The organism is Candidatus Pseudomonas auctus (assembly GCF_048654275.1).
GTDB classification, from domain to species: Bacteria; Pseudomonadota; Gammaproteobacteria; order Pseudomonadales; family Pseudomonadaceae; genus Aquipseudomonas; species Aquipseudomonas pharyngis.
In genome coordinates this window covers 106428-131620 of record NZ_JBJYZK010000007.1, presented here as the reverse complement: position 1 = coordinate 131620, position 25193 = coordinate 106428, and the positions used below count along the sequence as shown (strand labels likewise).

At 62.5% G+C, this 25193-nt stretch carries 25 protein-coding genes; 11 read left to right on the top strand and 14 right to left on the bottom strand.

Annotated elements, in window-relative coordinates:
• The first annotated feature begins 96 nt into the window (after positions 1-96).
• Positions 97-435 (top strand): DUF6124 family protein, encoded by a 339-nt coding sequence (locus ACKUG4_RS15190; protein WP_039767517.1) that lies wholly within the window; start codon positions 97-99, stop codon positions 433-435.
• 163 nt (positions 436-598) lie between these two features.
• Here ACKUG4_RS15190 and ACKUG4_RS15185 read toward each other — a convergent pair whose 3' ends face one another.
• On the bottom strand, positions 599-817 hold the full coding sequence (locus ACKUG4_RS15185) for a hypothetical protein (protein WP_143492966.1): 219 nt from the start codon (positions 815-817) through the stop codon (positions 599-601).
• Between the two features lie 97 nt (positions 818-914).
• Here ACKUG4_RS15185 and ACKUG4_RS15180 point away from each other — a divergent pair, with 97 nt between their 5' ends.
• Both ACKUG4_RS15180 and ACKUG4_RS15175 read left to right on the top strand, forming a co-directional pair.
• Complete coding sequence (locus tag ACKUG4_RS15180; protein ID WP_445434318.1) at positions 915-2066, top strand: M14 family metallopeptidase; 1152 nt, start codon at positions 915-917, stop codon at positions 2064-2066.
• 146 nt (positions 2067-2212) lie between these two features.
• Positions 2213-3421: an MFS transporter gene (locus tag ACKUG4_RS15175; protein ID WP_445434317.1), complete on the top strand. Its 1209-nt coding sequence runs from the start codon at positions 2213-2215 to the stop codon at positions 3419-3421.
• A gap of 7 nt (positions 3422-3428) precedes the next feature.
• Here the strand turns inward: ACKUG4_RS15175 and ACKUG4_RS15170 are convergent, their stop codons facing one another.
• A complete protein-coding gene (locus tag ACKUG4_RS15170; RefSeq protein ID WP_085612696.1) occupies positions 3429-3974 on the bottom strand; it encodes a cytochrome b in 546 nt (181 codons plus the stop codon).
• Complete coding sequence (locus ACKUG4_RS15165) at positions 3971-5065, bottom strand: catalase family peroxidase (protein WP_039767523.1); 1095 nt, start codon at positions 5063-5065, stop codon at positions 3971-3973. Before ACKUG4_RS15165 ends, ACKUG4_RS15170 begins: the two co-directional genes overlap by 4 nt.
• A gap of 157 nt (positions 5066-5222) precedes the next feature.
• On the opposite strand from ACKUG4_RS15165, the gene ACKUG4_RS15160 reads away from it, so the two are divergent.
• Entirely contained in the window at positions 5223-5729 is a 507-nt protein-coding gene (locus ACKUG4_RS15160; RefSeq protein WP_085612697.1) for an RNA polymerase sigma factor, read from the top strand.
• On the top strand, positions 5726-6478 hold the full coding sequence (locus ACKUG4_RS15155) for an anti-sigma factor family protein (RefSeq protein WP_445434316.1): 753 nt from the start codon (positions 5726-5728) through the stop codon (positions 6476-6478). Before ACKUG4_RS15160 ends, ACKUG4_RS15155 begins: the two co-directional genes overlap by 4 nt.
• Before the next feature lie 5 nt (positions 6479-6483).
• On the opposite strand, the gene ACKUG4_RS15150 is transcribed toward ACKUG4_RS15155, so the two are convergent.
• The 7 genes from ACKUG4_RS15150 to ACKUG4_RS15120 all read right to left on the bottom strand — a co-directional run bounded on the left by ACKUG4_RS15150 (position 6484) and on the right by ACKUG4_RS15120 (position 12907).
• Positions 6484-7455, bottom strand: coding sequence for a Csu type fimbrial protein (locus ACKUG4_RS15150; protein WP_445434315.1), 972 nt, complete (start codon positions 7453-7455; stop codon positions 6484-6486).
• Positions 7452-9809 carry a fimbria/pilus outer membrane usher protein gene (locus ACKUG4_RS15145; protein WP_445434314.1) on the bottom strand — a complete coding sequence of 786 codons (2358 nt, stop codon included), beginning with the start codon at positions 9807-9809 and terminating at the stop codon, positions 7452-7454. Before ACKUG4_RS15145 ends, ACKUG4_RS15150 begins: the two co-directional genes overlap by 4 nt.
• Positions 9810-9893: 84 nt before the next feature.
• Positions 9894-10676: a fimbrial biogenesis chaperone gene (locus ACKUG4_RS15140; RefSeq protein ID WP_445434313.1), complete on the bottom strand. Its 783-nt coding sequence runs from the start codon at positions 10674-10676 to the stop codon at positions 9894-9896.
• Positions 10677-10700: 24 nt separating this feature from the next.
• Complete coding sequence (locus tag ACKUG4_RS15135) at positions 10701-11201, bottom strand: Csu type fimbrial protein (RefSeq protein WP_064597816.1); 501 nt, start codon at positions 11199-11201, stop codon at positions 10701-10703.
• A gap of 4 nt (positions 11202-11205) precedes the next feature.
• Complete coding sequence (locus ACKUG4_RS15130; protein ID WP_064597818.1) at positions 11206-11742, bottom strand: Csu type fimbrial protein; 537 nt, start codon at positions 11740-11742, stop codon at positions 11206-11208.
• 20 nt (positions 11743-11762) lie between these two features.
• On the bottom strand, positions 11763-12296 hold the full coding sequence (locus ACKUG4_RS15125) for a Csu type fimbrial protein (RefSeq protein ID WP_445434312.1): 534 nt from the start codon (positions 12294-12296) through the stop codon (positions 11763-11765).
• 101 nt (positions 12297-12397) lie between these two features.
• A complete protein-coding gene (locus ACKUG4_RS15120) occupies positions 12398-12907 on the bottom strand; it encodes a Csu type fimbrial protein (RefSeq protein ID WP_445434398.1) in 510 nt (169 codons plus the stop codon).
• Between the two features lie 287 nt (positions 12908-13194).
• On the opposite strand from ACKUG4_RS15120, the gene zapE reads away from it, so the two are divergent.
• Positions 13195-14328, top strand: a complete 1134-nt coding sequence (zapE, locus tag ACKUG4_RS15115; protein WP_445434311.1) for a cell division protein ZapE — start codon at positions 13195-13197, stop codon at positions 14326-14328.
• Positions 14329-14389: 61 nt separating this feature from the next.
• Positions 14390-15700, top strand: a complete 1311-nt coding sequence (locus ACKUG4_RS15110) for a leucine-rich repeat-containing protein kinase family protein (RefSeq protein WP_236189224.1) — start codon at positions 14390-14392, stop codon at positions 15698-15700.
• A gap of 132 nt (positions 15701-15832) precedes the next feature.
• On the opposite strand, the gene ACKUG4_RS15105 is transcribed toward ACKUG4_RS15110, so the two are convergent.
• Positions 15833-16537 (bottom strand): YebC/PmpR family DNA-binding transcriptional regulator, encoded by a 705-nt coding sequence (locus ACKUG4_RS15105; protein WP_011335021.1) that lies wholly within the window; start codon positions 16535-16537, stop codon positions 15833-15835.
• Positions 16538-16757: 220 nt separating this feature from the next.
• Here ACKUG4_RS15105 and ACKUG4_RS15100 point away from each other — a divergent pair, with 220 nt between their 5' ends.
• Complete coding sequence (locus ACKUG4_RS15100) at positions 16758-18164, top strand: type VI secretion system Vgr family protein (RefSeq protein ID WP_445434310.1); 1407 nt, start codon at positions 16758-16760, stop codon at positions 18162-18164.
• A gap of 3 nt (positions 18165-18167) precedes the next feature.
• Here ACKUG4_RS15100 and ACKUG4_RS15095 read toward each other — a convergent pair whose 3' ends face one another.
• Positions 18168-19565: an FAD-dependent oxidoreductase gene (locus ACKUG4_RS15095; RefSeq protein ID WP_445434397.1), complete on the bottom strand. Its 1398-nt coding sequence runs from the start codon at positions 19563-19565 to the stop codon at positions 18168-18170.
• A gap of 66 nt (positions 19566-19631) precedes the next feature.
• On the bottom strand, positions 19632-20957 hold the full coding sequence (locus ACKUG4_RS15090; protein WP_445434309.1) for an MFS transporter: 1326 nt from the start codon (positions 20955-20957) through the stop codon (positions 19632-19634).
• 270 nt (positions 20958-21227) lie between these two features.
• Here ACKUG4_RS15090 and ACKUG4_RS15085 point away from each other — a divergent pair, with 270 nt between their 5' ends.
• Positions 21228-22100, top strand: coding sequence for a LysR family transcriptional regulator (locus ACKUG4_RS15085; RefSeq protein ID WP_064597834.1), 873 nt, complete (start codon positions 21228-21230; stop codon positions 22098-22100).
• Positions 22101-22154: 54 nt separating this feature from the next.
• Here ACKUG4_RS15085 and ACKUG4_RS15080 read toward each other — a convergent pair whose 3' ends face one another.
• Positions 22155-23015 carry a LysR substrate-binding domain-containing protein gene (locus ACKUG4_RS15080; RefSeq protein ID WP_445434308.1) on the bottom strand — a complete coding sequence of 287 codons (861 nt, stop codon included), beginning with the start codon at positions 23013-23015 and terminating at the stop codon, positions 22155-22157.
• 113 nt (positions 23016-23128) lie between these two features.
• On the opposite strand from ACKUG4_RS15080, the gene ACKUG4_RS15075 reads away from it, so the two are divergent.
• Both ACKUG4_RS15075 and phnX read left to right on the top strand, forming a co-directional pair.
• Positions 23129-24238 carry a 2-aminoethylphosphonate--pyruvate transaminase gene (locus ACKUG4_RS15075; protein WP_445434307.1) on the top strand — a complete coding sequence of 370 codons (1110 nt, stop codon included), beginning with the start codon at positions 23129-23131 and terminating at the stop codon, positions 24236-24238.
• Positions 24239-24295: 57 nt separating this feature from the next.
• Positions 24296-25123 (top strand): phosphonoacetaldehyde hydrolase, encoded by an 828-nt coding sequence (phnX, locus tag ACKUG4_RS15070; RefSeq protein WP_236189228.1) that lies wholly within the window; start codon positions 24296-24298, stop codon positions 25121-25123.
• Positions 25124-25193: the final 70 nt, after the last annotated feature.

The following is a 25193-nucleotide window of genomic DNA, read 5'->3' as shown; positions in this document are numbered from 1 at the left end:
AAAACACATATTGTAGTATTTAAATTCTGGTCACAAATACTGATAGTACTATTCTTGAGTCACGGATTTGAATCGACCAAGGAGTGACCTTTCACCATGAATATCACCAGCAAAGACTTGCCCGACCTGCAAATGGACACCACCTTCACCTCCCCGCAAGGGTGTGCCGCTGCGCAACGGGCGTTGGACTATTACTTGAAACCAGCTGTGTCAGAACCGGATGCAGAGGAACGCTTCTTCGGCGTGAACAGCAACCTGAGTGGCGAAGAATCCCTGGTCCACGCCTCCGACCTGCTGCGATGCGCAGCAGCCACGGCGTTCAAGGCTGCGGATGGCTTACAGGGCGTCAATCGGGATCTGGCGTTTTCGGTCGTGCACATGGTGGACATGGCACGAGCGATGGTCGATCACTCGCTCGATGGCGCGGTTCGCTGAAGACGGGAGTTAGGACGGACAGGAAAGAACTTTCCAATCGCGCAGATAAAAACATTTGACTTGCAAATGATAATGATTATTATTGCAAGCAGCTGGTCGCGAGATCAGTCGATGGGCCAGAGACCTTAGGTCGGTCTTCTGGACTATCTCCTCATCAGGCTAATCACGGTTTTTGACCCGGCTTTTTGCCGGGTCTTTTTTTTGCCAGTTTTCTGGCTTGTGGCTTCAGGCTAATGAAGTCTTTGGGTGCTGCAAATTCGATGGCGCGGATAATATCAAAAGAATATTGCTTGGCAAGCGGACCCCGGCCGCATTGGGGCAAAGTAATGCCAATTAGCACTTGAGAATCAATCGCACAGCCACTAAGCTGCATCCGCGTCACGGAAGACGCCCCCCGCCACAACCCGCAATTTCCCTCGGTTTCACCCCTGTCTTGCGTGTAAAGTAGCCGCCATAAAAATCATATTCAGGAACCGATTATGACCGTGGCCAAATCTTCGTTCGACATCAGCGCCAACTTCGACAGCGGCAACATCCAAGTCATCGACATCAGCAATCCGCTCAACCCGGTTCTGGCAATTCGGCCAGATACCCGCAGCGCCCATTTCCAGTGGTTCCACTTCAAGGCCAGCGGCCTGCACGTTCATCAGGAACACTGGTTCCGTCTGGTCAACGCCAGTCAGTCCTCCTACAACAAAGCCTGGACCGGCTATCAGGCGGTCGCCTCTTACGATCACGTCAACTGGTTCCGCATTCCGACCCAATTCGAAGGCGACAGCCTGCGCTTCTGCCTCGAAGCCGAGCAGACCCACGCCTGGTTCGCCTACTTCGAGCCCTACAGCCGTGGCCGTCATGACTGGCTGATCGAGCAGGCGCTGACCAAGGCCGGCACCGAACTGCTGGCCACCGGAAAAAGCGTCGAAGGCCGCGACATTCAGCTGCTGCGCAAAGGCACTGGCGCCGAAGGTCGCCGCAAGATCTGGATCATCGCCCAGCAACATCCCGGCGAGCACATGGCCGAGTGGTTCATGGAAGGCGTGATCGAACGCCTGGAACATCATGACGATCCAGTGCTGAACAAACTGCTGGCCAGCGCCGATCTGTACCTGGTGCCGAACATGAACCCGGACGGTGCCTTCCACGGTCACCTGCGCACCAACGCCATGGGCCAGGACCTGAACCGCGCCTGGCAGAACGCCAGTCAGGAAGTCAGCCCCGAAGTACTTTTCGTACAACAGCAAATGGAAAAGCACGGCGTCGATCTGTTCCTCGACGTACACGGCGACGAAGAAATTCCCCACGTGTTCACCGCCGGCTGCGAAGGCAATCCGGGTTACACCCCGCGGATCGAGAAACTCGAAGAACACTTCCGCAGCCACCTGAAGCACACCACCAAAGATTTCCAGACCAAGTATGGCTACACCCGCGATGAACCGGGCCAGGCCAACATGACCCTGGCCTGCAACAGCGTCGGCCAGAAGTTCGACTGCCTGTCACTGACCCTGGAAATGCCGTTCAAGGATCACGATGATGCGCCGAATCCGCTCACCGGCTGGTCGGGCAAGCGCTCGAAGCAACTGGGCAAGGACGTGCTGACCACCATCGCGGACATGGTCGACACCCTGCGCTGATCGCCCCTGAGTTTCGCTTCACAAAAGATCGCAGCCTGTCTGCGATCTTTTTTTTGCGCCGACTTTTACTCAATCAGGTTGCAAATCAAAACCGGATTACTTACCGTCATTCAAGTTTCAACTTGAAACCTGAAAGGAACCGGGACATGAGAACTGCAACACTCGATAAAGGTGTCGTGCTGCTCTTCGCCATCGCTTGCGGCCTCGCGGTGGGCAACGTGTATTACGCCCAGCCGCTGCTGGATGCGATGGCCGAAGCCTTCGAGATCTCGCCGGGCAGCATCGGCATCGTCATGACCTTGACTCAGGTCGGCTACGGCTTCGGGCTGTTATTGCTCGTACCCCTCGGCGACCTGCTCAACCGCCGGCGGCTGATCGTCACGCAAACACTGTTGTCCGCCGCAGCCTTGCTGATGATTGCTCTGGCCTCGAACAGCACCTGGCTGCTGATTGGCGTCACCCTGACCGGCCTGCTGGCCGTGGTCACCCAGGTGTTGGTCGCCTACGCCGCAACTCTCGCGGTCCCGGCACAACGCGGAAAGGTAGTCGGCGTGATCACCAGCGGCATCGTCGTCGGCATTCTGCTGGCGCGCACGGTGGCCGGCGGCATGGCCGATCTGGCCGGCTGGCGCTCGATCTATCTGCTGTCAGCGGGATTGACGCTGGTGATGGCTGTGTTGCTGTTTCGGGTGTTGCCCAAGGATGAAGAAGCACGACCGACCACGCATTACGTGGCATTGATCGCCTCAGTGTTCAGCCTGTTTCGTGAAGAACCGGTGCTGCGCCAACGGGCGATCCTCGCCCTGCTCACCTTCGCCAGCGCCATGGTGCTGTGGACGCCGATGGTGTTGCCGCTGGCCGCCCCGCCGCTGTCGCTTTCCCACAGTGAGATCGGATTGTTCGGACTCGCCGGCGCGGCGGGTGCACTCGCCGCCGCCAGAGCCGGACACCTGGCAGATCGAGGATGGGGACAATGGGTCAGCGGTCTGTCGCTGCTGCTGATGCTGGGCTCGTGGCTGCCAATCGCACTCACCCATTTATCACTATGGGCGCTACTGCTTGGCGTCATCACTCTGGATCTGGGCTTGCAGGCCGTGCACGTCACCAGCCAGAGCATGATCTACAGCGTCCGCCCGGAGGCGCAGAGCCGACTGACCGCCGGCTACATGCTGTTTTACTCAATTGGCAGCGCCTTGGGCTCAATCGCCTCGACGGCCATGTATGCCTGGGCAGGATGGCCAGGCGTCTGCGGGCTGGGTGCCGCAATCAACATGGTCGCGCTGCTTTATTGGTGGCGCACACTGGCCACACAGAAACGTGGCGAGGCGGCTTGCGCCCTCGCCACATCGGACTGACACACGATCAACCGCGATTGCGTCCCCGCAGCATGCTGTCGAGCACCTCGTCGCGGCGCACCCAGCCATGGAACAGCGCCGCCGCCAGGTGCAGCAGCACGGTCAGGAACAGCAGATACGCCAGATACCCGTGAGCCTTGCGCAGCAACGCGAACACCTGCGCATCCGCCGGCACGATCGACGGCAATTGCAGGGACGCGCCGAGCATCACCGGATCCCCCGCCGCACTGATCATCGCCCAGCCCAGTAGCGGCAACACCAGCATCAGCGCGTACAGCAACAGATGAGAGGCTTTGGCCGCCATCACCTGCCAGCCCGGCAGATCCGCCGGCAGCGGCGGCTGACGGGTGCCCAGTCGCACCAGAATGCGCACGATCACCAAAGCGAGTATCGCGATGCCCAACGGTTTATGCAGGTTGATCAACCATTCATGCCGCGCCGACACCGAGGTCACCATACCGGCGCCGATGAACAACATCGCGATGATCATCAACGCCATCAACCAGTGCAGCAACCGCGCCAGCGGATTGAAATGAGTCGGTTGCGTGCTCATGGGCGAGCCTCCTTTTTGCCGGTGGGCAGTTGGCTGACTTCGCTGGTGCGACGCAGGTAGGAATCGGCGTAACCGGCCGAGCGCGCGGCGAGCAGCGGATCGTCGGAACCCTGAATGCCGGCCGGCAGCACCAGCGGATCGTAGTTGATGTCACGGCATTCGCCGCTGAGCTGCGGCTGGGTCTTTTCCAGCACCAGGGTGCCGGCGTTCAATACCTTGCGTCCGGCGGGCCAGGTCTTGCTCGCATCGTTCACCGGATCGTCGGCATTGGCCAAGGTGATGTTCAACTGAAAACGCAGCGGCCCTTCCGCCAGGCGCTGCACCAGGTCTTTTTCAAGGAAGTCGCTACCTTCAGGCGCGGTCGCACCGGCAGCGTCCTGGGCCAGAGGCGTCATGCTCCAGCGCACCGCTTGCTTCTTGCCGCTGGCGTCCACCAGATAGAACGCGTTGACACTGTTGTAGGTTTCCGTCGCGTAACTGGCCGAAGGTTTGGCGGTTTTTATCCAGGTCAGAAACGGTACGGCTTCCGGGTGTGCGGCAAAAAATGCCGGCACCTTGGTCGGATCCGGTTTACCGGTGGCGGGATCCGGCGATTGCGCCTGCTGCAATTGATAGAACGCCTCGGGCGTGCCGACCGGGAACACCGGCATGCTGTTCATCCCGGTGCGCCACTGCTGGCCGTTGGCCTGAGTGAAACGCAGCGCCAGGCTGCGGATCGGTACGGCGCTGTCCGGCGCATACGGACTGCCGGCCGGCAACGCAAAGCGCCCGACCACCGGAGTGCGCGGCTCGTTGAACACTTGCGCGACAGAATACGAGCGAGCCTCGCCGCTGCTCTCGAAATGTCCGATCACGCACACACCTTTGGCGTGATTGCGGCGAAAGCCCGGATGCACGCCGTTGTTCTTTTCCAGCACATCCACCAACGCTTTTGGTGTCAGGCGTTGTGGGTCAAATGAACCATGAACGTAGGCAAACGCCCCGGCCAGGGCTGCGACTACCACGGCGATTCCGCCAAGACGCAACACCAGGCTCGCGGCACTCAGTGGCGGGCGTTGTGGCCCGCCGGGCGATGAACTGCGATCAACCATGAAGCACTCCAGGGCCATCGGCCACAAGTAGGAAGAATCAGCAAGACGCACGCCATCGGGATTTATTCCACGGCCCGGTATTTATTTTTCAGAACGTGGAATAACCTCCAATGCCGGGCGTCTTCCTAGTCCACAGCGTAGCGACTAGCAGAACTTCATGAGCGAATTCGACGAACAACTGCGAGAAATAATCCCCAGATTGCGGCGTTTTGCCGTGTCGCTGACTCGCAACGGCAGCAGCGCCGACGACCTGGTACAGGCCAGTCTGGAGCGGGCGCTGTCGGGTTGGGGTGACAAACGCGCCGACGGTGATCTGCGCGCCTGGCTGTTTTCGATCCTGTACCGGCAGTTTCTCGATGCGCACCGGCGTTCGCGGCGTTATGCGCGGATGCTCGAATTCTTCACCGGACGCGATGACGCCGAGCCCTCTGTGGAACGCACCGTCATTGCCCAATCGACTTTGAAGGCCTTCGACCGACTGCCCACCGAACAGCGCGCGCTGCTGCTGATGGTGTCGGTCGAAGGCCTGACCTATAAGGAGGTCGCCGAGATTCTCGGCGTCCCCACCGGCACCGTGATGTCGCGCCTGTCCCGTGCTCGCCAGGCCCTGCGCCAGCTCAGCGACGGGGAAATCAGCAGCCCTTCCTTGCGGATACTCAAATGATCAGTCTGCCCCCCAACGAACGTGACCTGCACGCCTACGTCGACCATCAGCTCAGCGAATCCGACCGGCATGTGCTGGAAACCTGGCTCGCCAGTCACCCGGACGAAGCGGCGCAGGTTCGCGCCTGGCAACAGGACGCCCAGCACCTGCGCGCCGCCCTCGGCGGCGCCTTGCAACAGCCGGCCAATCCGGACCTCGATCCGGCGCTGATCCGTCAGCGCCTCAAACGCCAATCGCGCCGCCAGTGGACCAGCGCGGCGGTGTTGCTGATTGCCGTCAGCCTCGGCGGTGTCGGTGGCTGGAAGGCCCGGGACATGACCGTGTTTCATGCCCCGGCACCGATGACGGACGCCTTGCAGGCGTACCGTTTGATCGCCCAGCAAGGGCTTCTGCCGGCGGACTACAAAGTCGATGGCGACGGCGACATCCAGCGCTGGCTCGACCGTTATTTCACTCAGGCCAATCGCCTGCCGGACCTGACGTCGGCCGGGTTTGCACCGGTCAGCGGCCGCCTGCTGAGCACTGACGAAGGCCCGGCGGCGATGGTGATGTATGAAGACCAGAGCGGGCACAAGGTCAGTTTCTACGTGCGTCCACCGGGACCGAAAAATACCTTCCTGCCCCGGGGTAGCCGCCAGGACGGGGATCTGCAGGCCGAGTACTGGTCCGGCAAAGGCTACAACTACGCGATGGTCAGTCCGACCGACACCCCGGCGGCGAAAATGCTCAAGCAATCCCTGAGCTTCTAGCCGGTTCAGAACCCCACATCCAGCACCACATTGTCCAGGTAGGTTCCGGCGGGCGGTGTGGTCTGGTCGGTGTAGATTTTCGCGTTGTAGTTGAAGATCTGGCTGCCGGTACCCAGCCCGTTGCCGGGATTGACCTCGGCATCGCTGCTGGCCCGACGAGCCGCGCCGACACTGCCCCAACGGGTGGTGCCGGCACTCTTGAAGATGTCGTAGGCCAGATAGTTGCTGCCGGAAATCATCCGCCGCCGTCCGCCGACACTCAGCGCATTCTGCCCGTCGTTCAGCCCCACGGTGTAGGCGCTGCCCTTGGTGCAGGCGAGGTTGATGGTCTGCCCGGTCACCGGGGTAAACGCGCTGACCACCGGTGCGCTGCCGAAAGCGATGTTCGGTGCGGTGATGGTGCAGTCGTTGGACACCGTCAGGTTGACCGTCAGCGTCGTGGTACCGCTGTTGACGTCGCGGCCCAGGCAAAGCCCGCCGACACCGATGCCCGAACAATAATTCCAGTTCCAGAAAATGCTCAGGGTCTCGGTATACACGCCGGCCGCCACGTTGCTGCCGATGGTGGTCCCGAAATAGAGCGGAACGGTTTTCGGCACCGTACCGCCGAGCAAGCCGAGGGCGTCGATAATGCCGTTGCGGGCGAAGTCATAGGCGGTGCCACGCGTCAGCGGGTAACTGGTGCTGTTGTTGGCGTAGATCGTGTAACCGATCACGTCGCCGGTAGGTCCGAGCAAGCCGCTCTGGGTCGAGGTGACCGTGGCCCAGAAATGGTCATTGTTGGTCAACAGCGACAGCAGCGAACCGGTGCAACTCAAGCCTCCGTTCAGGGTAGAACTGGGTTGCGAGGTGGTGCGCACGGCGATCGAACTGATGTTGCCGAACCCGGCCGGCGTGGTGGTCACCACCGAACACAGCGCCTGCGCCATCCCCGGCAGCAGCAACAACAGCCACAGAGCAAGCCGCGCCCGGATCATTGGCACACCAACGGGCCGATCAGCGGCACTTCATCCTGCTGCAGATCGACGCTGAATTGCGCCTGGCAGGTCTTGCCGTCCGCGAGAGTCACCCGCAGCGAATTCTGCGCCTGGAGGTTTTCCAGGTAGACCAGTCCGTCCCAGCCGACCACCGTCCGCGTGCCGCTCTGTTCGTGCAGCACGCCACTGCCCAGCGGCAACTCCTTTTGCTGCGCATCCACCAGCACGATGCTCGCGGCAATCACCCGGCTCAGCGGAAACTCCAGCAGATAGCCGCTGCCCCGGCGCACGGCAACGCGCTGTTCGACATTCGGGCTGCGCACGTTGGCCGGCAGGTTCAACGGATCGATTTCGTACTTGCCGCGGTAATAGGCACTGCTCCACGGCACCAGCAAATGGCCGTTGCGGTCGGTCTGGCCGACCTGCTGGTTCTCGTAACGCACCGGAATGTCCGCGTAGCCGTCGGTGCTGACCACCACGAACGCATCGTCGATGCGGTTGGCGGCGAACACTTGATCATCCATCCACACCAGCGAGCCGCTGGCATCGGCCCAACGGGTTTCGGCGTCGGACGTCCCGTAGACGCCGGCCTGCAGTTGCACCGATTGCAGGCGCCAGGTCACATCGGCCTGGCGGTAATCGGCGCCGTCGCCCTTGGCGTAGCCGAGATTGAAGCCCACCCCGCCCTCGGACGGCACGGCGCGGCTGTAGTTGACTCGTTGCTGCGTCTGCCCGGTCTTGCTGCGTTCGCTGCTGATGGCCAGGCTGCCGCGCAGGTCGAACGGAATCACCAGTTGCGCCTGCACCGCCCAGTTGCTGTCGCCGATTTCGCGGTTGGCCGACAGGTAGAAACTGCTGTTGCGCCACAGCGGTTTGCTCCAGCTCAGATTGAGCAACCGCGTGCGGGTTTCGTCTGCCGCGCGAATATCGAAATAACCGACGCCGAGACTGCCCCAGCGTTCGAGGTTGAGGCTCAGGGTCGCCTGCTCGCTGCGCTTGCTGAGTGTGGTGTAAGGGCTGTCGACCACGGTCAGGTCGGCGTAACGGTCGTGGCGTTGCAGGCGCTGATAGGAAAAGCTGTAGCGCTGCCCGCTGTATTGATAGCCGAGGCTGAGTTGCTGACCGCCGTCGCCGTCGAAACGGCTCTGACTGATCGCACTGTTGAGCACTCCGAAATTGCCCAGCCGCAAGTTACCGCCCAGTCCCCCAAGGGTCAGGGAATCCGCCGCCTCGGCGTGACTCTCCAGAGTAAACGTGTCGCTGACGCCGTAGCGCAGACTGCCCGAGGTCACGCCCGGTCCGTAGCTGAAGTCCTTCAGGCCATAATCCCGGCGCAACGTACCGGCAGCCACCGAAAAATCGCTCAGACCCTTTTGCAACAGGCTGCTGGTGACGTAGAACGGCACCGTGGTCGACACCTGACGGCCCAGCGCATCAGTGGTCACCACCACCGACTCGCCCGCGCCGTTGATGAACGGAATGTTGGTCAGGGTGTACGGCCCCGGTTGCAGGTCGGTGCTGCTGGACTTGTAGCCGTTGATAAAAAGATCCACCGAGGACGGCACCGCCGCTTCCCCGGCGAACTGCGGCAGCGGATAGGTCACCAGATCCGGACGCACCGCAAAATCCCTTGAGAACTGCACACCGCCCAGCCGTACCGAACTGCTCCAGGGCAAGGCGCCGCTGACCACGTCCCCGGCCTCGTAGGTCAGCATCCGTTCATCATCGGAGTAGCGCCAGGTGGTGTCGTAACGCAGATAGCCGTTGTCCAGCGTGCTGACCGCATCCCCCGACAACGTACGGCGATATTGCCCGGTGTTCGACAACGTGCCCCAACTGTCGAACAGCCGCACCTCGTTCCACGCCGCCAGATAAGTGCCGGCGTCGTCGGTGTCATTGAGGTAGAGGTCATAGTTGAACAAAGCGCCGAAACTGCTCAGCGCCGGGGTGCGCGGATAAACCTCGCGGTTGCCGATGAACTGCTCCGGCAGCCAGTCCGGTGGCACGTCGAGCAGCAAGCGCTGGCTGACGCTGTCGTAATCGCTGTGCAGGCCCGGCAGGCCGTCGAGATCGACTTCGGCACCGGCCTCTGCCGGCAGCTTCATGCCGGTGTCGCGCAATACGCTGGCCGGCAGGAACAGGCGCCCGCCGCGCTGCTCCACCGCCACCACCCGACCGGTATTCATCTGGTTAACCACCAGTTCCAGAAACAACTGTGCATCACTCACGGCCTCCATGCCGCTGGGAGGCGGCGGCAGTTCACCGGCCCCGGATGGATGAATGAACATCAGGCACCACGCGCCGGTCATGAGCCACAACGGACGCTGAATACGGCGAGCCCATCCTGGACTCATTAGCGTGTTACGTCCGTCAATGGACTGATTCCTCCTGAAACCGCTGGCGCCGAAGCCTGATCACTTCGACATGACTCGATATGGCTATCGCGCCGGCGGAATGCTCTGCACCTTGGCCGCGCCATTGATCCGTCCCACCAGCTCTCCCGCCACCGGCCCCGGTGCCGGCCAGCGCATCACCGCGCCGGGCAACACGTAACCGAGCAGGCCCTCGGCCAACGGTTTGCTTTGACCACCCTGCTTGATGGCGACATCAGTCAGCCGCGCATGAACTGCTCCCTGATTGCGCACTTCCACATAAGGACGGCCCTCCACCGCCACCGTGCGCCAGCTCAATTGCGGCAGGCCGATACCCTTGGGGTCACGCTGGCGGGCGCTGTCCTCCTTGCTCCACAAACCCGCGCCATAGGCGAACAGCGGTACCGAGTAGCGCATCTGGAAGCGGATCGCCGCAGCGGTCTTGCCGTCTTCGGCGACGGGCGGCTGAGCCGAGGGGATTTCATCGATGATGATCCGGTACGCCAGCTCCTGGCCTGGCGGCACGTCCTTGGTGCGGGTCAGGCGCACCAGTTGCTTCTGACCCGGCTCGATCTTCGCCACCGGCGGGCTGCCGATCACCTCCCGCTGATTGCGGTACTGCTCTTCGAAACCGCTCTGGCTCCAGCCGAACACGCGGATCTGCAGGTTGGCGGTTTCCGTGCCGCGATTTTCCAGCCACAGCGCACTGGCCTGCTGATCGGCCTCCAATACCGGGTCGATCGGCCAGATCAGCACCGAACTGGCAGCCTGGGCCTTGAGCGTCCCGAACATGACCAGCGCCAGCACGGCGCAACACGCGAACGAATAGCGTGACGTGAAAAACCCCATAAACCTGCTCCTTGTCATTTCACATCACCACGACAGCTGCACCTGCAACACATCGCTGTATGTCCCCCCGGGTTGATTGCCCGGCAATTGCACCTGCCCGTAGATCGGCAGACTGATGTTGTTCGCATCGCTGTAGGCCACCGCCACACTCTGGCCGATGCCCAGGCTCTGGCTGTACGCCGCATCGCGAAACAGCGCATAGGCCACCTTCGCGCTGCCTCCGCTGATCTGCATGCGTCGCCCGCCGCTGTTGTACTGGCCGCCATCAACCGTCATGTTCAGCGCCACCCCCGGCGTGCATTGCAGCGTGACACCGCCGGTCAACGCTACCTGCACCGTGCCGGTAGCCAGCGCCGACCGCGAACCGAAATTCAGCCCGCCATAGTTCGATACGCCCCCCACCACCAGACAGCCCGGTGTCACCGTGGCACTGACCTGGAAACTCTGGCTGGTCACCGCCGCCAACGGCAGCGGCAAGCTGCCCGCACACAGCAGCAACAGCCCCGCACAGCCATGCCGGCCCATGGCGCTAAAACGTCAGTTCAACGGAAATCGTGTCGGTGTACGTGCCCGCCGGCAGCCCGGCCTTGCCGACCGCCTGACCGTAGATGTTCACGGTCTGCGCTACACCGGTGCTGGCCGCGAGGTTGATCACCCCGTCGATGGCCAGCAATTGCGAGTGCCCGGCGTCGGTGTACAGGTCATACGGCACGTAATTGGCCACTCCGTCATACAACGCGCGAGTGCCGCCCGGCGAGAGCCCGTCATGGGCGCCCGCCCGGACCTTGACCGTCGGCGTGGTGCCAGCCGAGCACAGGATCGACAGCGCCCCGCCCCCGCCGCCCAGCACCTGTCCGGTCGCCGTGGTGAACAGGCTGTTGGCGGTGCCGAAGTTCAACGCACCGAAGTTCAGCCCGGTAGAACCGCCGGAACCGTTGACCTGGCAACTGCTGATCAGGGTCAGGCTGGAGGTGATCTGGCCGGTGACCGTGGTGGCGGCATTGACGCTGGAAGCGAGCGTCAGGCCGAGCAACGACAAAGCTATCCTTGATGCAATCGTACGCATGGTGTCCGTCCTCTACGGGGTTACCAGTCGAGCGTCACCGTCAGGGTGTCGGTATAGACACCGGCCGGTACCGCACGGGTGTTCGCCACCACCGAGCCAAATACCGGAATGGGTATCTGTGCGCCGCTGGTGACAGCGAAATTGTGTTGTTGACCAATGCTGTAGCTCTGGCTGCCGGAGGCATCGAGAAACAGCTGATAGGGAAGTGTCTGGCGCCCGTTGCTCAGGCGGCGTGTGGTGCCGTCGCCATGGGTGCCGCCGTCGATGGTCACGGTGAACCCGGTGACCGAAGGGTTACAGGCGACATTGAGCTGGCCGCTGCCCGCTTCGCTGAGGCTGGCCTTGATCGGTGCATTCCAGGTCGGGCCCTGCTGGCCGAAATCGAGAGAGCCCAGCCCATCCACCGGGCCGGCGGGGCTGGAGGCGTTGGTCACTTCGCAGCCGGCGATCAACGTCAGCCGCGCGACGATCTGCCCACTGATTGCCGCTGGCGCGACCTCGGTGAACATCAGCAGCGTGGCTATGGCGATTACCCGCCCGTGTCTGTCCATCATTGAGCGCCTACTCCTTCAGGATCACTCGAACATTGCGCTCATCACTGAACGCCCTTCCCTGCGCCACCCGGATCCAGCGGATGGCTGAAAAAACGCCGCGATCACCAGGTGACCGTCACCTTCACCAGATCCGAATACCGGCTGACCCAAGGCACTTCTGCCATCCGTTCGATCCGCCCGTATAGCGGCAAGTCCACCGTGCCGCTGTCCGGCACCCGGCCACTGACCGGCACATCCACCACCAGCGGCACCCGCCGCGCAGGGTCCTGATACAGGCGATAGGGAATCGGCTTGCTGCCGGCCTCTCCCGCCATATAACGCACCTCGCCGACGCCACCGTGCAAGCCGCCATCGACACGCAACTGGTACGGGGTGTCCGGGTTGCATTCCAGACGCGGCAGACGCGAATTCGTCAGCGCCGCGCCGAGTGGCCCGTCCCGGTCGCCAAGCCGCGCCGTGACGCCGAAGTCGAGTACGCCCAGTTGTTCGATACCGGCTTCACGTTGCTGGCCAATCAACTGGCAACCGCGCTGCACATCGACCCGCACCTCGACCTGAAGATCGGCGGCGTGGGCCGGTGCCGCGAGCCCGCCCAGCAATGCCCAGACCATCCCTGCTTTCACCGCCCGCTCCTTGATCGCGACGGCGTATCTGCCGTTACAGTGTTTCAGGTTAGCAACGGACGCCGATTGCGCCAGTCGATTGGATCCAGGCAACCGCCGGGATTTGTTTCGAAAGGTTGGCAACAGGTCGATTCATCATGTTGAAAAAACCTGTACATGCCGCAGATTAATGTCCGGGAAAACGATAAAGCGCAGTGGAAGCAAAACTACCCGTCTGGTTACACTACGCCGCCGCGCTCGCGGGGAGCCGGCCCGATGATGACGGAGTGATTGCAGTGCCCGCCCGACCGCCCGAACGTTCGCGTCTGACCCATCGCTGGTCAGCCTTGCGCCGCCTCCTCGGCAAACGCTCCAGTACCGCTGCGGGCCAGTGCGCTGCCAGCGCGCAATCGGTCCGCGACTACTTCCGGCAAAAGGCCCACGGCCAGGGCTACACCCTCAGCCACAGCCAGCAGCGAGTCATCGACTGCATGGCGCAGCAGGCCGGCCTGTTGTTCGGCACCCCTGCGCAAACCCCGCCCAGCCTGTATCTGCACGGGGCGGTCGGGCGCGGCAAAAGCTGGCTGCTGGACGGATTCTTCGAGGCGTTGCCGATTGCGCAAAAGCGCCGTCTGCACTTCCATGGGTTCTTCGCCCAGTTGCACCAAGGCATGTTCGAGCATCGTGACTGCGACGATGCCTTGGCCGTTACCCTCGATGCGCTGCTGCTGGACTGTCGGGTGCTGTGTTTCGATGAATTTCATGTGCATGACATCGGCGATGCAATGCTCATCACCCGCTTGTTCAAGGCGCTGTTCAAGCGCGGGATCCTGCTGTTGGTGACTTCCAACTACCCGCCCGAAGGCTTGCTGCCCAACCCGCTGTACCACGCGCGGTTCAAACCGGTGATCGACCTGATCAACGCGCGCATGCAGGTCATGGAAGTCGGCGGCCCGCACGATTACCGCAGCCAGGCGCGTCGGCATGCGCATCAGGTGTTCACCCAAGGCTATTACGTCTGGCCGGCCACCCCGGCGCAGCGCCTGGCCTTGAACCTGCCGCCACTCGACGCCGCGCCGTTGCCTTTGCAAGTCGGTAGCCGGCATCTGCAGGCGCGGCTGTGCGAAGACCGGCGCGTCGGTTTCACCTTCAGCGACCTCTGCGAACAGCCCACCGCCGTGATGGACTATCTGGAACTGTGCCGGCGCTTCGACCACTGGATCATCGATGAACTGCCGGAACTGGGCGAATGTTCGATCGCCGCCCAGCAACGTTTCATCAACCTGATCGACGTGCTCTACGACCAGGACAAACACCTGACCCTGCTCGGCCAGCTCCCGTTGCGTGAAAGCCTCGGCGGCCAGGCGATCGATCTGGCCCGCACCCGCAGCAGGCTCGGGCAATTGCGCGAAGTGCACGAACCGGGCTGATTTGCCGTTATCATGCCGCCCATTTCCGGGCTCGGGCGCCTTCCAGATAGCGATCCTTTTCATGCACACCCTTGCACAACTGCGCGCCGGCGAACTGTCGGGCATCACCCGGCTCGACCTGGCTGAAGGCCTGACTGAATTTCCGCCGGAGATTTTCAACCTGGCCGACACGCTGGAAGTGCTCAACCTCAGCGGCAATGCCCTGAGCAGCTTGCCGGACGACTTGCACCGCCTGACACGCCTGCGCGTGCTGTTCTGCTCGGACAATCAGTTCACCCGGTTGCCGGCGTGCCTGGGCCAGTGTCAGGCGCTGACGATGATCGGTTTCAAGGCCAACCGGATCACCCAGGTGCCCGGCGCGGCGCTGCCGCCGCAGTTGCGCTGGCTGATCCTGACCGACAACGCCATCGAAACCCTGCCCACGGAACTGGGCGAGCGTCCGCTGTTGCAAAAGCTCATGCTCGCCGGCAATCGCCTGCGCACGCTGCCGCCGTCACTGAGCCAGTGCCATCGGCTGGAACTGATCCGTATTGCCGCCAACCAGTTGACCGAGCTGCCGCAATGGCTGCTGACCTTGCCGAGCCTGACCTGGCTGGCCTACGCCGGCAATCCGCTGGAAACCGAAGCCGATGCCGACGCGCTCAACAACGCGCCCCTGATCGACTGGTCGGCGCTGCAGCTGGAGCAACGGCTGGGCGAAGGCGCTTCCGGGGTGATTTACCGGGCGCAGTGGCAGTCTGCGGACCAGTCGGCTACGCCGGTGGCGGTCAAGTTGTACAAAGGTGAGATGACCAGCGACGGCTCGCCGCTGCATGAAATGAACGCGTGCATCACCGCCGGGATGCACCCGAACCTGATCCGCGTCGAAGGCCGCATCGACCAGCATCCCGATGGTCAGCAAGGCCTGGTGATGCAACTGATCGATTCGAGTTACCGCAACCTGGCCGGACTGCCGAGCCTGGCGTCCTGTTCACGGGATGTGTATGCCGATGATTGCCGTTTCAGTGCCGACGTCGCCCTGCGTATTGCCCGGGGCATTGCCTCGGTCGCCGGGCATCTGCACCGTCACGGCATCACCCATGGCGATCTCTACGGACACAACATTCTGTTGAACGATCAGGGCGATTGTCTGCTGGGGGATTTTGGCGCGGCATCATTCCATGCCACGGCGGACACGCCTGAAACCCGTGCACTGCAGCGCCTCGAAGTGCGGGCGTTCGGGATTTTGCTGGGGGAACTGCTGGCACGCATCGACTCGGGGTTGAGCGATGAACAACGTCAGGCGCTGGAGGCCCTGGAACAGCAGTGCTGTCAGCCGGACGTGCTGGCACGGCCGGGGTTCGGCGAGATCGTTGAGGTGCTGCAACAGTAATGACCACTGCGCGATCAATCGCGAGCAGGCTCGCTGCCACAATCGACTTGTATCACCCCTGTAAAGGGTGACAACACTGATCAAATGTGGGAGCGAGCCTGCTCGCGATTGCAGCGTTACTGACTCGAAAAATCAGCCGGCCAGACCGACGAACATGTCCTGCACATCGTCATGGTTGTCCAGGCCTTCGAGGAACGCCTCGACTTCAGCCATCTGCTCGTCGCTCAGACCGCTGACCGGGTTCTTCGGCTGGTAGCCGAGTTTGGCCGACAGCACGGTGAAGCCTTGTTCCGGCAGGGCTTTCTGCACGGCATCGAGGTCGGTCGGATCGGTCAGGAACAGGGTCGCACCCTCTTCGCCCGCTTCGAAATCCTGCGCGCCGGCTTCGATCGCGGCCATTTCCGGATCGGCGTCCGGGGTGTCCGGCGACGCTTCGATCATGCCGACATGGTTGAAGTCCCAGGCAACGGAACCGGAAGCACCCAGTTGACCCTTGCGGAACGCCACGCGGATTTCCGCCACGGTGCGGTTGATATTGTCGGTCACGCACTCGACGATCAGCGGCACCTGATGCGGTGCGAAGCCTTCGTAGGTGACGCGATGGTATTGCACGGTTTCGCCCAGCAGCCCAGCACCCTTCTTGATGGCACGGTCCAGGGTTTCCTTGGGCATCGAGGCTTTCTTGGCCTGTTCGACCACCAGACGCAGGTGTGCGTTGGTGGCGGTATCGGCACCGTTACGCGCAGCAATGGTGATTTCCTTCACCAGTTTGCCGAAGATCTTGCCCTTGGCGTTGGCTGCCGCTTCTTTGTGTTTAACCTTCCACTGTGCGCCCATTACTCACTCTCTTGATCTGTGGCGCCGAGACATCTATTGGCCGACGCATGGCGGCAAGTTTATACGGCCTAAAGTCGGCAATCGACCAAAAAATCCGCTGCGGATCGACATCTTCTACGCGCCTTGTAGGGCGATTCTGAAAAACCGGTTTGCCATGTCCAATCAACGTCGCGTTTTCGTACCCTCTGTCGCCCGTATTGCCAGAACAGAGCCTGCCCGAATGCTCAATGACAAGGAAAGTCCGTTTTCACTGACCCTGGCCGAAGGCGGGATAAGCCTGCCGGTGCTGCGCTTCAGCGGTCATGAAGCGCTGAATCAGCCTTATCGGTTTGAAATCGAGGTCATGGGCCTGGCGCCCGCCTGGTCACCCGGCAAGCTGCTGCATCAGGCGGCGTTTCTGCACCTGGATGAGGATCACGGCATTCACGGCATCATTCAAAGTGCCAGCTGCGAACATCGCGCAACGCACCGGATCGCCTACCAACTGGTGCTGATGCCGCATCTGCAAGCGCTGGAGCAACATCCCGTACGCCGGGTCTTCACGCAACTGAGCGTGCCGGCCATCCTTGAGCAACTGTTGATCGAACATCACCTGCCCGCCCACAGCTACCGGATCGAGATGACCGTCGGCCACTATCCGCCGCGTCCGTTCTGCATTCAGTACGACGAAACCGATTTGGCCCTGTTGCAACGGCTTTGCGAAGAGGAAGGCATTCACTACCACTTCGAACATCAGCCGGACGGCCATGTGGTGGTGTTCGCCGATGACAGCCTGAGCCTGCCACAGCAACTGACGGCGATTCCTTTCAACACCCAGCTCGATGCGCCAACCAGCGGCCTCAGCAGCCTGTTCCAGCGGCATGAGGCGGTACTGCCTCCGATGCCTGCCGGCGTACGAGAGCGAGGGCGACCGATCAAGGGTCAGGAGGCCGCCAATCACACGCTGGGCAGTGCCGTCGCCCCACAGGAATCTCTGCCAACTGCGCAACGTCACGCCACCCAGCGCAGTCGCCGTCTGCTCGAGCGCCAACGCTGCCGGTCGCGCTCGATTCAGGGCCGCAGCGATTGTCTGCGCCTGCTCAGCGGACGCCTGTTGCAAGTCACGGAGCACCCGGTAAACGCCTTCAACGAGCAGTGGCTGATCACCGAGTTGCGTCATCAAGGCCAGCAACCTTCGATTCTCGACCCAGTGCCGACGGTTCGCCGCTATCACAACGACTTCACGGCGCTGCCCTGGTCGACCCCGTTTCGCCCGCCGCCGAAACAACCGCGTCCGCGCATTCCGGGGTATCACCCGGCGCAATTGCTTGGTGCACCGGGGCAACCGGCGCAGGTGGACGATCAGGGACGCATGGCCGTCCGGTTATGGCCGGAACATTCACCTGACGGCGCAAGCGAAGGGTTGTGGCTGCCGTTGGTCATGCCCCATGCCGACGCCTGCGTGCCTCGGGAAAATCTTCCCTGCGCCGGCAGCGAAGTCTGGGTCAGTTTTCTCGACAGCGATCCCGACCGACCGATCCTCTGCCTCGACGCCTGCCGGCCCCAACCGGCACAACCGAGAGAAACCGAGCCCGAGGAGGACCTGTTGCTCGACTGGCTGCTCAACCGCTCCACCCCGCCGCGCTGACGCTCACGCCTTGTCGGCCTTGCCCGCCGCCGCCGCGAATTTCGCCAGACGCACGTCAAGGTGCCGGGGTCGCCGACCGTGATCCTCGGCGCGCTCCTTGCGGCGAATGGCGTTGCGCACCATCAGCGAGCCAAGGTAGCGGATCGGCTCCGGCGGAAAGTAACCCAGCGGCCCGTTGACCAGCGGCGAGCGTGTCCATGGGTTGTCGAGGCCCTGCACCAGCGAAGCGAGGATCTGCCCGCCCATGTGGCACGGCCCGACGCCGCTGCCGGAATAACCGAAACCGTAGAACACATTCCCGCTGGCACTCATCCGGCCGAAGAACGGCAGGCCGGTGACCGAGCGATCCGAGGGGCCGTTCCAGGTTGCGTCGACTTTCACATCGGCAAAGGCCGGAAAGAAGTCGTCGAGGCTGCGCTTGAGCAACCCGGTATAGGGCGAGGGCTGGTCGAACACCGGCAACATCCGCCCGCCGTAAGCGAAGGTATTGCCGCCCTTGCCGAGCATGATCCGGCCGTCCGGGGTGTTGTGGTAGTAGTGCACGAAAATCCGCGAATCAAGCACAGTCACGCCGCTGATCAAACCGATTTCCTGCAACAGATCCGGCCGCGGTTCGGTGATCAGCATGTCGCTGGAGACGATCGCCACACTGCGCTCGAACTGCGGGAACGCGCGGGCCATCCACGCGTTCATCGCCAGCACCACGCGGTCGGCGGTCACCCGGCCGCTCGCCGTGTGAAGGCGCGCCGGACGGCCCTCCTCCAGCCCGGTCATTGCCGTGCCTTCATGAATCCGCACGCCCAGCTGCAACGCCACCTGGCGCAAGCCGCGCACCAGTTTGCCCGGCTGCACGCTGGCGGCGGCCGGCGAGAACCAGCCTTCCAGGTGTTTTGCCGATCCGGCCATGCGCTGTACATCAGCGACCGGCCGCTGGGTAAACGAGTTGATGCCGTTGCGCTCCAGCGCCGCAATCACCGCATCGGTCGAGCCGCATTGCGCGCGGTTGGTCGCGGTGTAAAGCGTGCCGTCGAGGCGGTAATCGGCGTCGATGCCGTACTGCTCGCAGAACTCGCCGATGGCGTGGATGCTGCGCTCGGATTCCTTGACCAGCCGCACCGCCTCTTCGACACCGAACAGTCGTTCCAGAGTGAAGTACTTCGCCGACCACGACAGCGCACAGCCGCCGTTGCGCCCACTGGCGCCGGCGCCGCAAATGTCGGCTTCGATCAGCAACACATCGAGTTCGGGGCTCTGCTGCTTGAGCATGATCGCCGTCCACAACCCGGTGTAACCGCCGCCGACGATGCACACGTCGGTGCGCACATCGCCTTGCAGCGGCGGGCAAGGTTCGGACGTGTCGAGCTGCAAAGCCTGGTCCAGCCAAAACGGTCTCATGAAAATTCTCCAGTCAGTCGGCCACGGCACAGCCTGCCGCGAATGCCGCAGCAGGCCGCGAGGTGAGGGTTTTCAGTTACGCAGGGGTTTGATGGTCAGGGCGCGGTTGGGCACGTAGGCACGTGGTTCCATGACGCCGACCGGGCGGCTGTTCCAGTGCGGAATCAGCACCAGCGCCGAAAACAGCGCGCAACCGGCGAACACGATGAACACCGTCACCGAGTCGAAGTAACCCGGCAGCAAACCACCGAGCACAGCACCAACCGAGCCGCAGCCGTTGACGAATCCCGCCGCCGTGGCGCCGGCCTTGGCCTTGCCGAAATCGATGGCGGCCGCGCCGCTGATCATCGAGTCCGGGCCGTACAGGGTCAGGCCCATCACGAACAACAATGCGACCACCAGCATCACGCTGCCGGTGTGCAAGGTGCCCATGAACAGCGCGAGGGTCACGGTCAGCGCCAGCAGACTCAACACGCAGGCCGGCATGCGTCGGGCGCCGAACAGTTTGTCCGAGGCCAGGCCGATCATGATCGGCCCCAGCAGCCCGGCCAGTTCAAACGCGGTGGGAATGATCGCCGCGCCGACCTTGCCGACCGAGGGCATCTGTTCGAACACGATCACCGGGCCCCACAGCAGAATCGCGTAACGCGCCGGTTTCAGCAGGAAATACGCCAGACCCAGCACCAGCACCGTACGGTTGCGCAGGATTTCCTTGAGCGGCTCCCAGACGCTGAGTTTACTGTTGGCTTCGGCCTCTTCGGCGCTGATCACCGGCTCCGGCTCCACGGCGGGCAGGCCGACGTCTTCCGGTTTGTCGCGCTGAAAGATGAAGAACAACACCGCCACCACCGCGACCACCGCCGCGCTGGAAATGAACGCCGCGTGCCACGAACCAATCAACGTGTACGCCCACCAACCGGCAAACGGCGAGGCCACCAGACCGCCGAATGCATAGCAGGAACTCCACAACCCGAGCACGCGCCCGCGTTGTTCGGAAGGGAAGAAACTGCCGAGGTTCTTGCACAACCCCGACCAGCCGGTGGACTGCGCCAGCCCCTGAATCAGCATGCAGGTGGCGAAGATCGGCAAGGTCGCGAAACTGCCCATCACCAGCGCCGCCGCAGCGGAAATCAGCAAACCGCCGAGTACCACGACCCGTGGGCCGAAGCGGTCGGCGAGCATGCCCCAGGTGAACTGGCCGATGGCGTAGGCCGCCAGGTAAATCGCGTCGAGGTTGGCCATGGCCATTTTGTCGAGGGTGAAGCTGGGGTCTTCGGCGATGCCCAGTTTGGCCACCGAAAAGGCTTTGCGGGTGAAATAGAACGCGGCGTAAGCGAGCCAGGTGACAGCGAAGATCTGCATGCGCCAACGCGCAATGGTGCCGATGTGCTTGTTCATTGTGGTTCTGACCTCAGGGTGTGAGTGTGCCGGCAGAATCGATGAGTAAACGCCTGTGTTTTTATTGTTGAGCACTGCGATATCACCCCGTCCCTTTGGCGACACCGGTCAGATGAGTCCTGGTTTTGCACGCACAGGCTCATGGCCAGCATCGCTGCCCGACCGGGCAGTCAGCGTTGGCGTGAGCCGATCAAAGCAATTACTGTTTAATAAATAAAATCGATTTATCGTATTTCACACATAAGCTCAGCTTGTTACTGGAGTCAGAACATGTCGGTTTCCCACGCCCAGCTCAAAGCCTTTCACGCCGTGGCCGTGCACGGAAGCTTCACCAAGGCCGCCGAGCGGCTTTACCTGACGCAACCGGCGATTTCCGACCAGGTGCGCAAACTCGAAGAACGCTTCGGTGTGTTGCTGTTCCACCGCAACAAACGCTCGGTGCGCCTGACAGATCTCGGCGAACGCTTGCTGGCAATCACCCAGCGTCTGTTTGTGGTCGAGGCCGAAGCTCAGGAGCTATTGCAGGAATCCCAGGCCTTGCAGACCGGCAGCCTGATTCTGGCGGTGGATGCGCCGGTGCATGTGTTGCCGCAGATCGCCCGGTTCTGCGAACGCTACCCGGGGATCAGCGTGAAGATCGAGACCGGTAACACCGATGAATCGCTGTTTCGACTGTTCAACTATCAGGCCGATCTGGCGTTGCTGGGTCGCGATGTCAGCGATGAACGCCTGCTGTGTGTGCCGCTGCGCAACGACCCGATGGTGGCGTTTGTCTCCCGCCATCATCCGTGGGCCGAGCGTGAATCGATCTGCCTGGAAGATCTGGACGACACGCCGCTGGTGCTGCGCGAACACGGCTCGGTGACCCGCCAGACCCTGGAAGAGGAAATGGCCCGCGCCGGCTTCCGCATCCGCCCGGCGATTCAGGTCGAAGGCCGGGAAGCGGCGCGGGAGGCGGTGGTGGTGGGGATTGGCGTGGGGGTGGTGTCGGCGGCGGAGTTTGGTGCTGACTCGCGGGTTTGCGCGTTGCCGATCACCGATTGCACCCGGCGCTTGACCGAGACACTGGTGTGCTTGCGCGAGCAGAGTTCGCGGCGGGTGGTGGCGACGTTTCTGGATATGGTGCGCGAAAGCCTGGTGTAGATCGTTCCCCCGTCGAGGCGTCGAACCGTCCGCGTGGGAACGATCTGGTGGGTATCAGGTGGGGGCCAATCCGAAAAACGCCTGAATCAACCGCAATTCCCGCCGGCGCTCCACGCAGCCGATCATGTGCCGGTTCACCAGCCCTTCTCCGGCAATGGGAATCGCGACGACACGGGGGTCATGGCTGACCTCAACCGACGACACCACCCCAACCCCCAACTCAGCCGCCACCGCTTCCGTCACCGCCTCGCGACTGTCCAGTTCCAGCAACACCCGTGGACTGACCGACGCCTGGGCACAGGCCTGATCAAACGTGCGCCGGGTAATCGAACTCGGCTCGCGCAAGACCATGATCACCTGATCCAGCTCCTTGAGCTTGACCTCGCCACTGCGTGAAGACCATGGATGCCCCGCCGGCACCAGCGCGCAGATCCGCGATTCACTCAATGCTTGCAGATGCAGCCCTTTGCGCGGCTCGACCTCGGTCAGCACCGCCACATCGGCATGCTCGGACAACAACGCCGCCAGCGTTTCCTGAGCGTTGCCCAACCGCAGATTCACCGTGATCCCCGGATAGCGCGCCCGCAGGCTGGCAAGCATCGGCATGACCATGTGCGGGCCGTCCGCCGCCACCTCAAGGCGTCCGGTCAGCAACTGCCGATTGGCTTCCAGCAACGCTTGGGCCTCTTCGGCCATGCCGAACATCGCCCGGGTGATCGCCGCCAGTTTGGTGCCCTCCTCGGTCAACTCGACCCGGCGCGCCGTGCGTCGTAACAGGGTGATCTGGTAATGCTCCTCCAGCGCCTTGATGTGCCCGGTGACCGCCGGCTGGCTGATGAACAACCGGGCAGCGGCACGGGTAAAGCTGCCTTCACGGGCCACGGCGTCGAAGGCGCGGAGCTGGAACAGGTTCATGAATAACCCTCACTGATGGCTGGCATAACAACAAACAATTTGATTGATGATCCGCCCAATTGCAACGTAGGCGCCGTAGCTTCATCCCACAGCGCAATCGCGAGGACACACGAATGAGTACTGCCGCACCCATCCTGCTCACTCCCGGCCCGTTGACCACCTCGGCCCGCACCCGCCAGGCGATGATGGTCGACTGGGGTTCATGGGATGACCGCTTCAATCAACTGACTGCCAGCCTGTGCGAACAACTGCTGGCGATCCTCAACGGCGCCGCCACCCACCACTGCGTACCGTTGCAGGGCAGCGGCACCTTCGCCGTCGAAGCCGCGATCGGCACCCTCGTCCCCCGCGACGGCAAGGTACTGGTGCTGATCAACGGCGCCTACGGCAAGCGTCTGGCGAAAATCTGCGAAGTGCTCGGCCGCTCGTTCAGCACTTTTGAAACCGCTGAAGACGAACCGACCACCGCCGCCGACGTCGACCGCCTGCTGCGCGCCGATGGCGACTTTACCCACGTCGCCCTGATTCACTGCGAAACCAGCACCGGCATTCTCAATCCGCTGCCGGAAATCGCCCAGGTCGTCGAGCAGCACGGCAAACGCCTGATCATCGATGCCATGAGTTCCTTCGGCGCCTTGCCGGTGGATGCGCAAAAAGTCCCTTTCGATGCGCTGATCGCCGCCTCCGGCAAATGCCTGGAAGGCGTGCCGGGCATGGGCTTCGTGTTTGCCCGCAAGGAATACCTGGCCGCAGCCGCCGGCAATTCGCATTCGCTGGCGATGGACCTGTTCGACCAGCACAGCTACATGAAGAAAACCGGCCAGTGGCGCTTCACCCCGCCGACCCACGTAGTCGCGGCGCTGCACGAGGCGCTGCTGCAATACAACGAAGAAGGCGGCCTGCCGGCACGGCATGCGCGTTACGCCGCCAACTGCCAGGCATTGATGGAAGAGATGGGCAAACTCGGCTTGCGCAGTTTCCTGCCCGCCGCCATCCAGGCGCCGATCATCGCGACCTTCCACGCACCGAAAGATCCGCACTACCAGTTCAAGGACTTCTACGAACGGGTCAAGGCCAAGGGTTACATCCTCTACCCCGGCAAGCTGACTCAGGTCGAAACCTTCCGCGTCGGCTGCATCGGCCACGTCACCCCGGCGCAGATGCGCGAAGCCGTCGCGGCGGTGGGTGAAGTGCTGCGCGAGATGGAAGTGCTCGACATCTGACTCACCCGGCCCGCTCCCTCATTTGAATTGCATTGCCAATACAGGATTCTGACCAACATGAACTACAACAACCCAACCCAGCTGCAAGCCGCCATCCTCGACTGGGCCGGCACCGTGGTCGACTTCGGTTCCTTCGCACCGACCCAGATTTTTGTCGAAGCCTTCGCCGAGTTCGACGTCCAGGTTTCCATCGAAGAAGCCCGGGGCCCGATGGGCATGGGCAAATGGGATCACATCCGCACCCTGTGCGATCAGCCGCAGGTTGCCGAGCGCTATCGTAAGGTGTTCGGCCGCACCCCGACCGACGATGATGTCACCGCGATCTACAACCGCTTCATGCCGCTGCAGATCGAGAAAATCGCCGAGCACTCGGCGCTGATTCCCGGCGCGCTGGAGACCATCGCCAACCTGCGTCAGCAAGGCATCAAGATCGGTTCCTGCTCGGGTTATCCGAAGCAAGTGATGGACAAGGTCGTGGCACTGGCCGCCACCAACGGCTACGTCGCCGACCACGTCGTCGCCACCGACGAAGTGCCGAACGGCCGCCCATGGCCTGCGCAAGCGCTGGCCAACGTGATTGCGCTGGGCATCGACGATGTCGCCGCCTGCGTGAAGATCGACGACACCGTGCCGGGGATTCTCGAAGGTCGTCGCGCCGGGATGTGGACCGTGGCGCTGATCTGCTCCGGCAATGCGCTGGGCCTGGATTACCAAGGCTATCGCGCACTGGGCAGCGATGCGCTGGCCAGCGAACGCAAGCGCATTCACGCGCTGTTCGAAGGCTCGCGCCCGCACTACATGATCGACACCATCAGCGATCTGCCGGAAGTGATCGCCGACATCAACAAGCGCCTGGCCAACGGCGAGATGCCGCAAAGCAGCTGATTGCATCCATCGCGGCAAACAAAAACGCCAGTGTCTGCCCGACACTGGCGTTTTTTCATGAGTGTTTTCA

Bases quoted from the DNA above. Each gene is read 5' to 3' on its own strand.
- ACKUG4_RS15190 (WP_039767517.1), top strand. From the start codon at position 97: ATGAATATCACCAGCAAAGACTTGCCCGACCTGCAAATGGACACCACC.
- ACKUG4_RS15105 (WP_011335021.1), bottom strand. From the start codon at position 16,537: ATGGGCGCACAGTGGAAGGTTAAACACAAAGAAGCGGCAGCCAACGCC.
- ACKUG4_RS15100 (WP_445434310.1), top strand. From the start codon at position 16,758: ATGCTCAATGACAAGGAAAGTCCGTTTTCACTGACCCTGGCCGAAGGC.
- ACKUG4_RS15140 (WP_445434313.1), bottom strand. From the start codon at position 10,676: ATGGGGTTTTTCACGTCACGCTATTCGTTCGCGTGTTGCGCCGTGCTG.
- ACKUG4_RS15090 (WP_445434309.1), bottom strand. From the start codon at position 20,957: ATGAACAAGCACATCGGCACCATTGCGCGTTGGCGCATGCAGATCTTC.
- ACKUG4_RS15120 (WP_445434398.1), bottom strand. From the start codon at position 12,907: ATGGTCTGGGCATTGCTGGGCGGGCTCGCGGCACCGGCCCACGCCGCC.
- phnX (WP_236189228.1), top strand. From the start codon at position 24,296: ATGAACTACAACAACCCAACCCAGCTGCAAGCCGCCATCCTCGACTGG.
- ACKUG4_RS15170 (WP_085612696.1), bottom strand. From the start codon at position 3,974: ATGAGCACGCAACCGACTCATTTCAATCCGCTGGCGCGGTTGCTGCAC.
- ACKUG4_RS15155 (WP_445434316.1), top strand. From the start codon at position 5,726: ATGATCAGTCTGCCCCCCAACGAACGTGACCTGCACGCCTACGTCGAC.
- ACKUG4_RS15175 (WP_445434317.1), top strand. From the start codon at position 2,213: ATGAGAACTGCAACACTCGATAAAGGTGTCGTGCTGCTCTTCGCCATC.
- ACKUG4_RS15135 (WP_064597816.1), bottom strand. From the start codon at position 11,201: ATGGGCCGGCATGGCTGTGCGGGGCTGTTGCTGCTGTGTGCGGGCAGC.
- ACKUG4_RS15125 (WP_445434312.1), bottom strand. From the start codon at position 12,296: ATGATGGACAGACACGGGCGGGTAATCGCCATAGCCACGCTGCTGATG.
- ACKUG4_RS15085 (WP_064597834.1), top strand. From the start codon at position 21,228: ATGTCGGTTTCCCACGCCCAGCTCAAAGCCTTTCACGCCGTGGCCGTG.
- ACKUG4_RS15080 (WP_445434308.1), bottom strand. From the start codon at position 23,015: ATGAACCTGTTCCAGCTCCGCGCCTTCGACGCCGTGGCCCGTGAAGGC.
- ACKUG4_RS15145 (WP_445434314.1), bottom strand. From the start codon at position 9,809: ATGAGTCCAGGATGGGCTCGCCGTATTCAGCGTCCGTTGTGGCTCATG.
- ACKUG4_RS15165 (WP_039767523.1), bottom strand. From the start codon at position 5,065: ATGGTTGATCGCAGTTCATCGCCCGGCGGGCCACAACGCCCGCCACTG.
- ACKUG4_RS15110 (WP_236189224.1), top strand. From the start codon at position 14,390: ATGCACACCCTTGCACAACTGCGCGCCGGCGAACTGTCGGGCATCACC.
- ACKUG4_RS15130 (WP_064597818.1), bottom strand. From the start codon at position 11,742: ATGCGTACGATTGCATCAAGGATAGCTTTGTCGTTGCTCGGCCTGACG.
- ACKUG4_RS15075 (WP_445434307.1), top strand. From the start codon at position 23,129: ATGAGTACTGCCGCACCCATCCTGCTCACTCCCGGCCCGTTGACCACC.
- ACKUG4_RS15180 (WP_445434318.1), top strand. From the start codon at position 915: ATGACCGTGGCCAAATCTTCGTTCGACATCAGCGCCAACTTCGACAGC.
- ACKUG4_RS15160 (WP_085612697.1), top strand. From the start codon at position 5,223: ATGAGCGAATTCGACGAACAACTGCGAGAAATAATCCCCAGATTGCGG.
- ACKUG4_RS15150 (WP_445434315.1), bottom strand. From the start codon at position 7,455: ATGATCCGGGCGCGGCTTGCTCTGTGGCTGTTGTTGCTGCTGCCGGGG.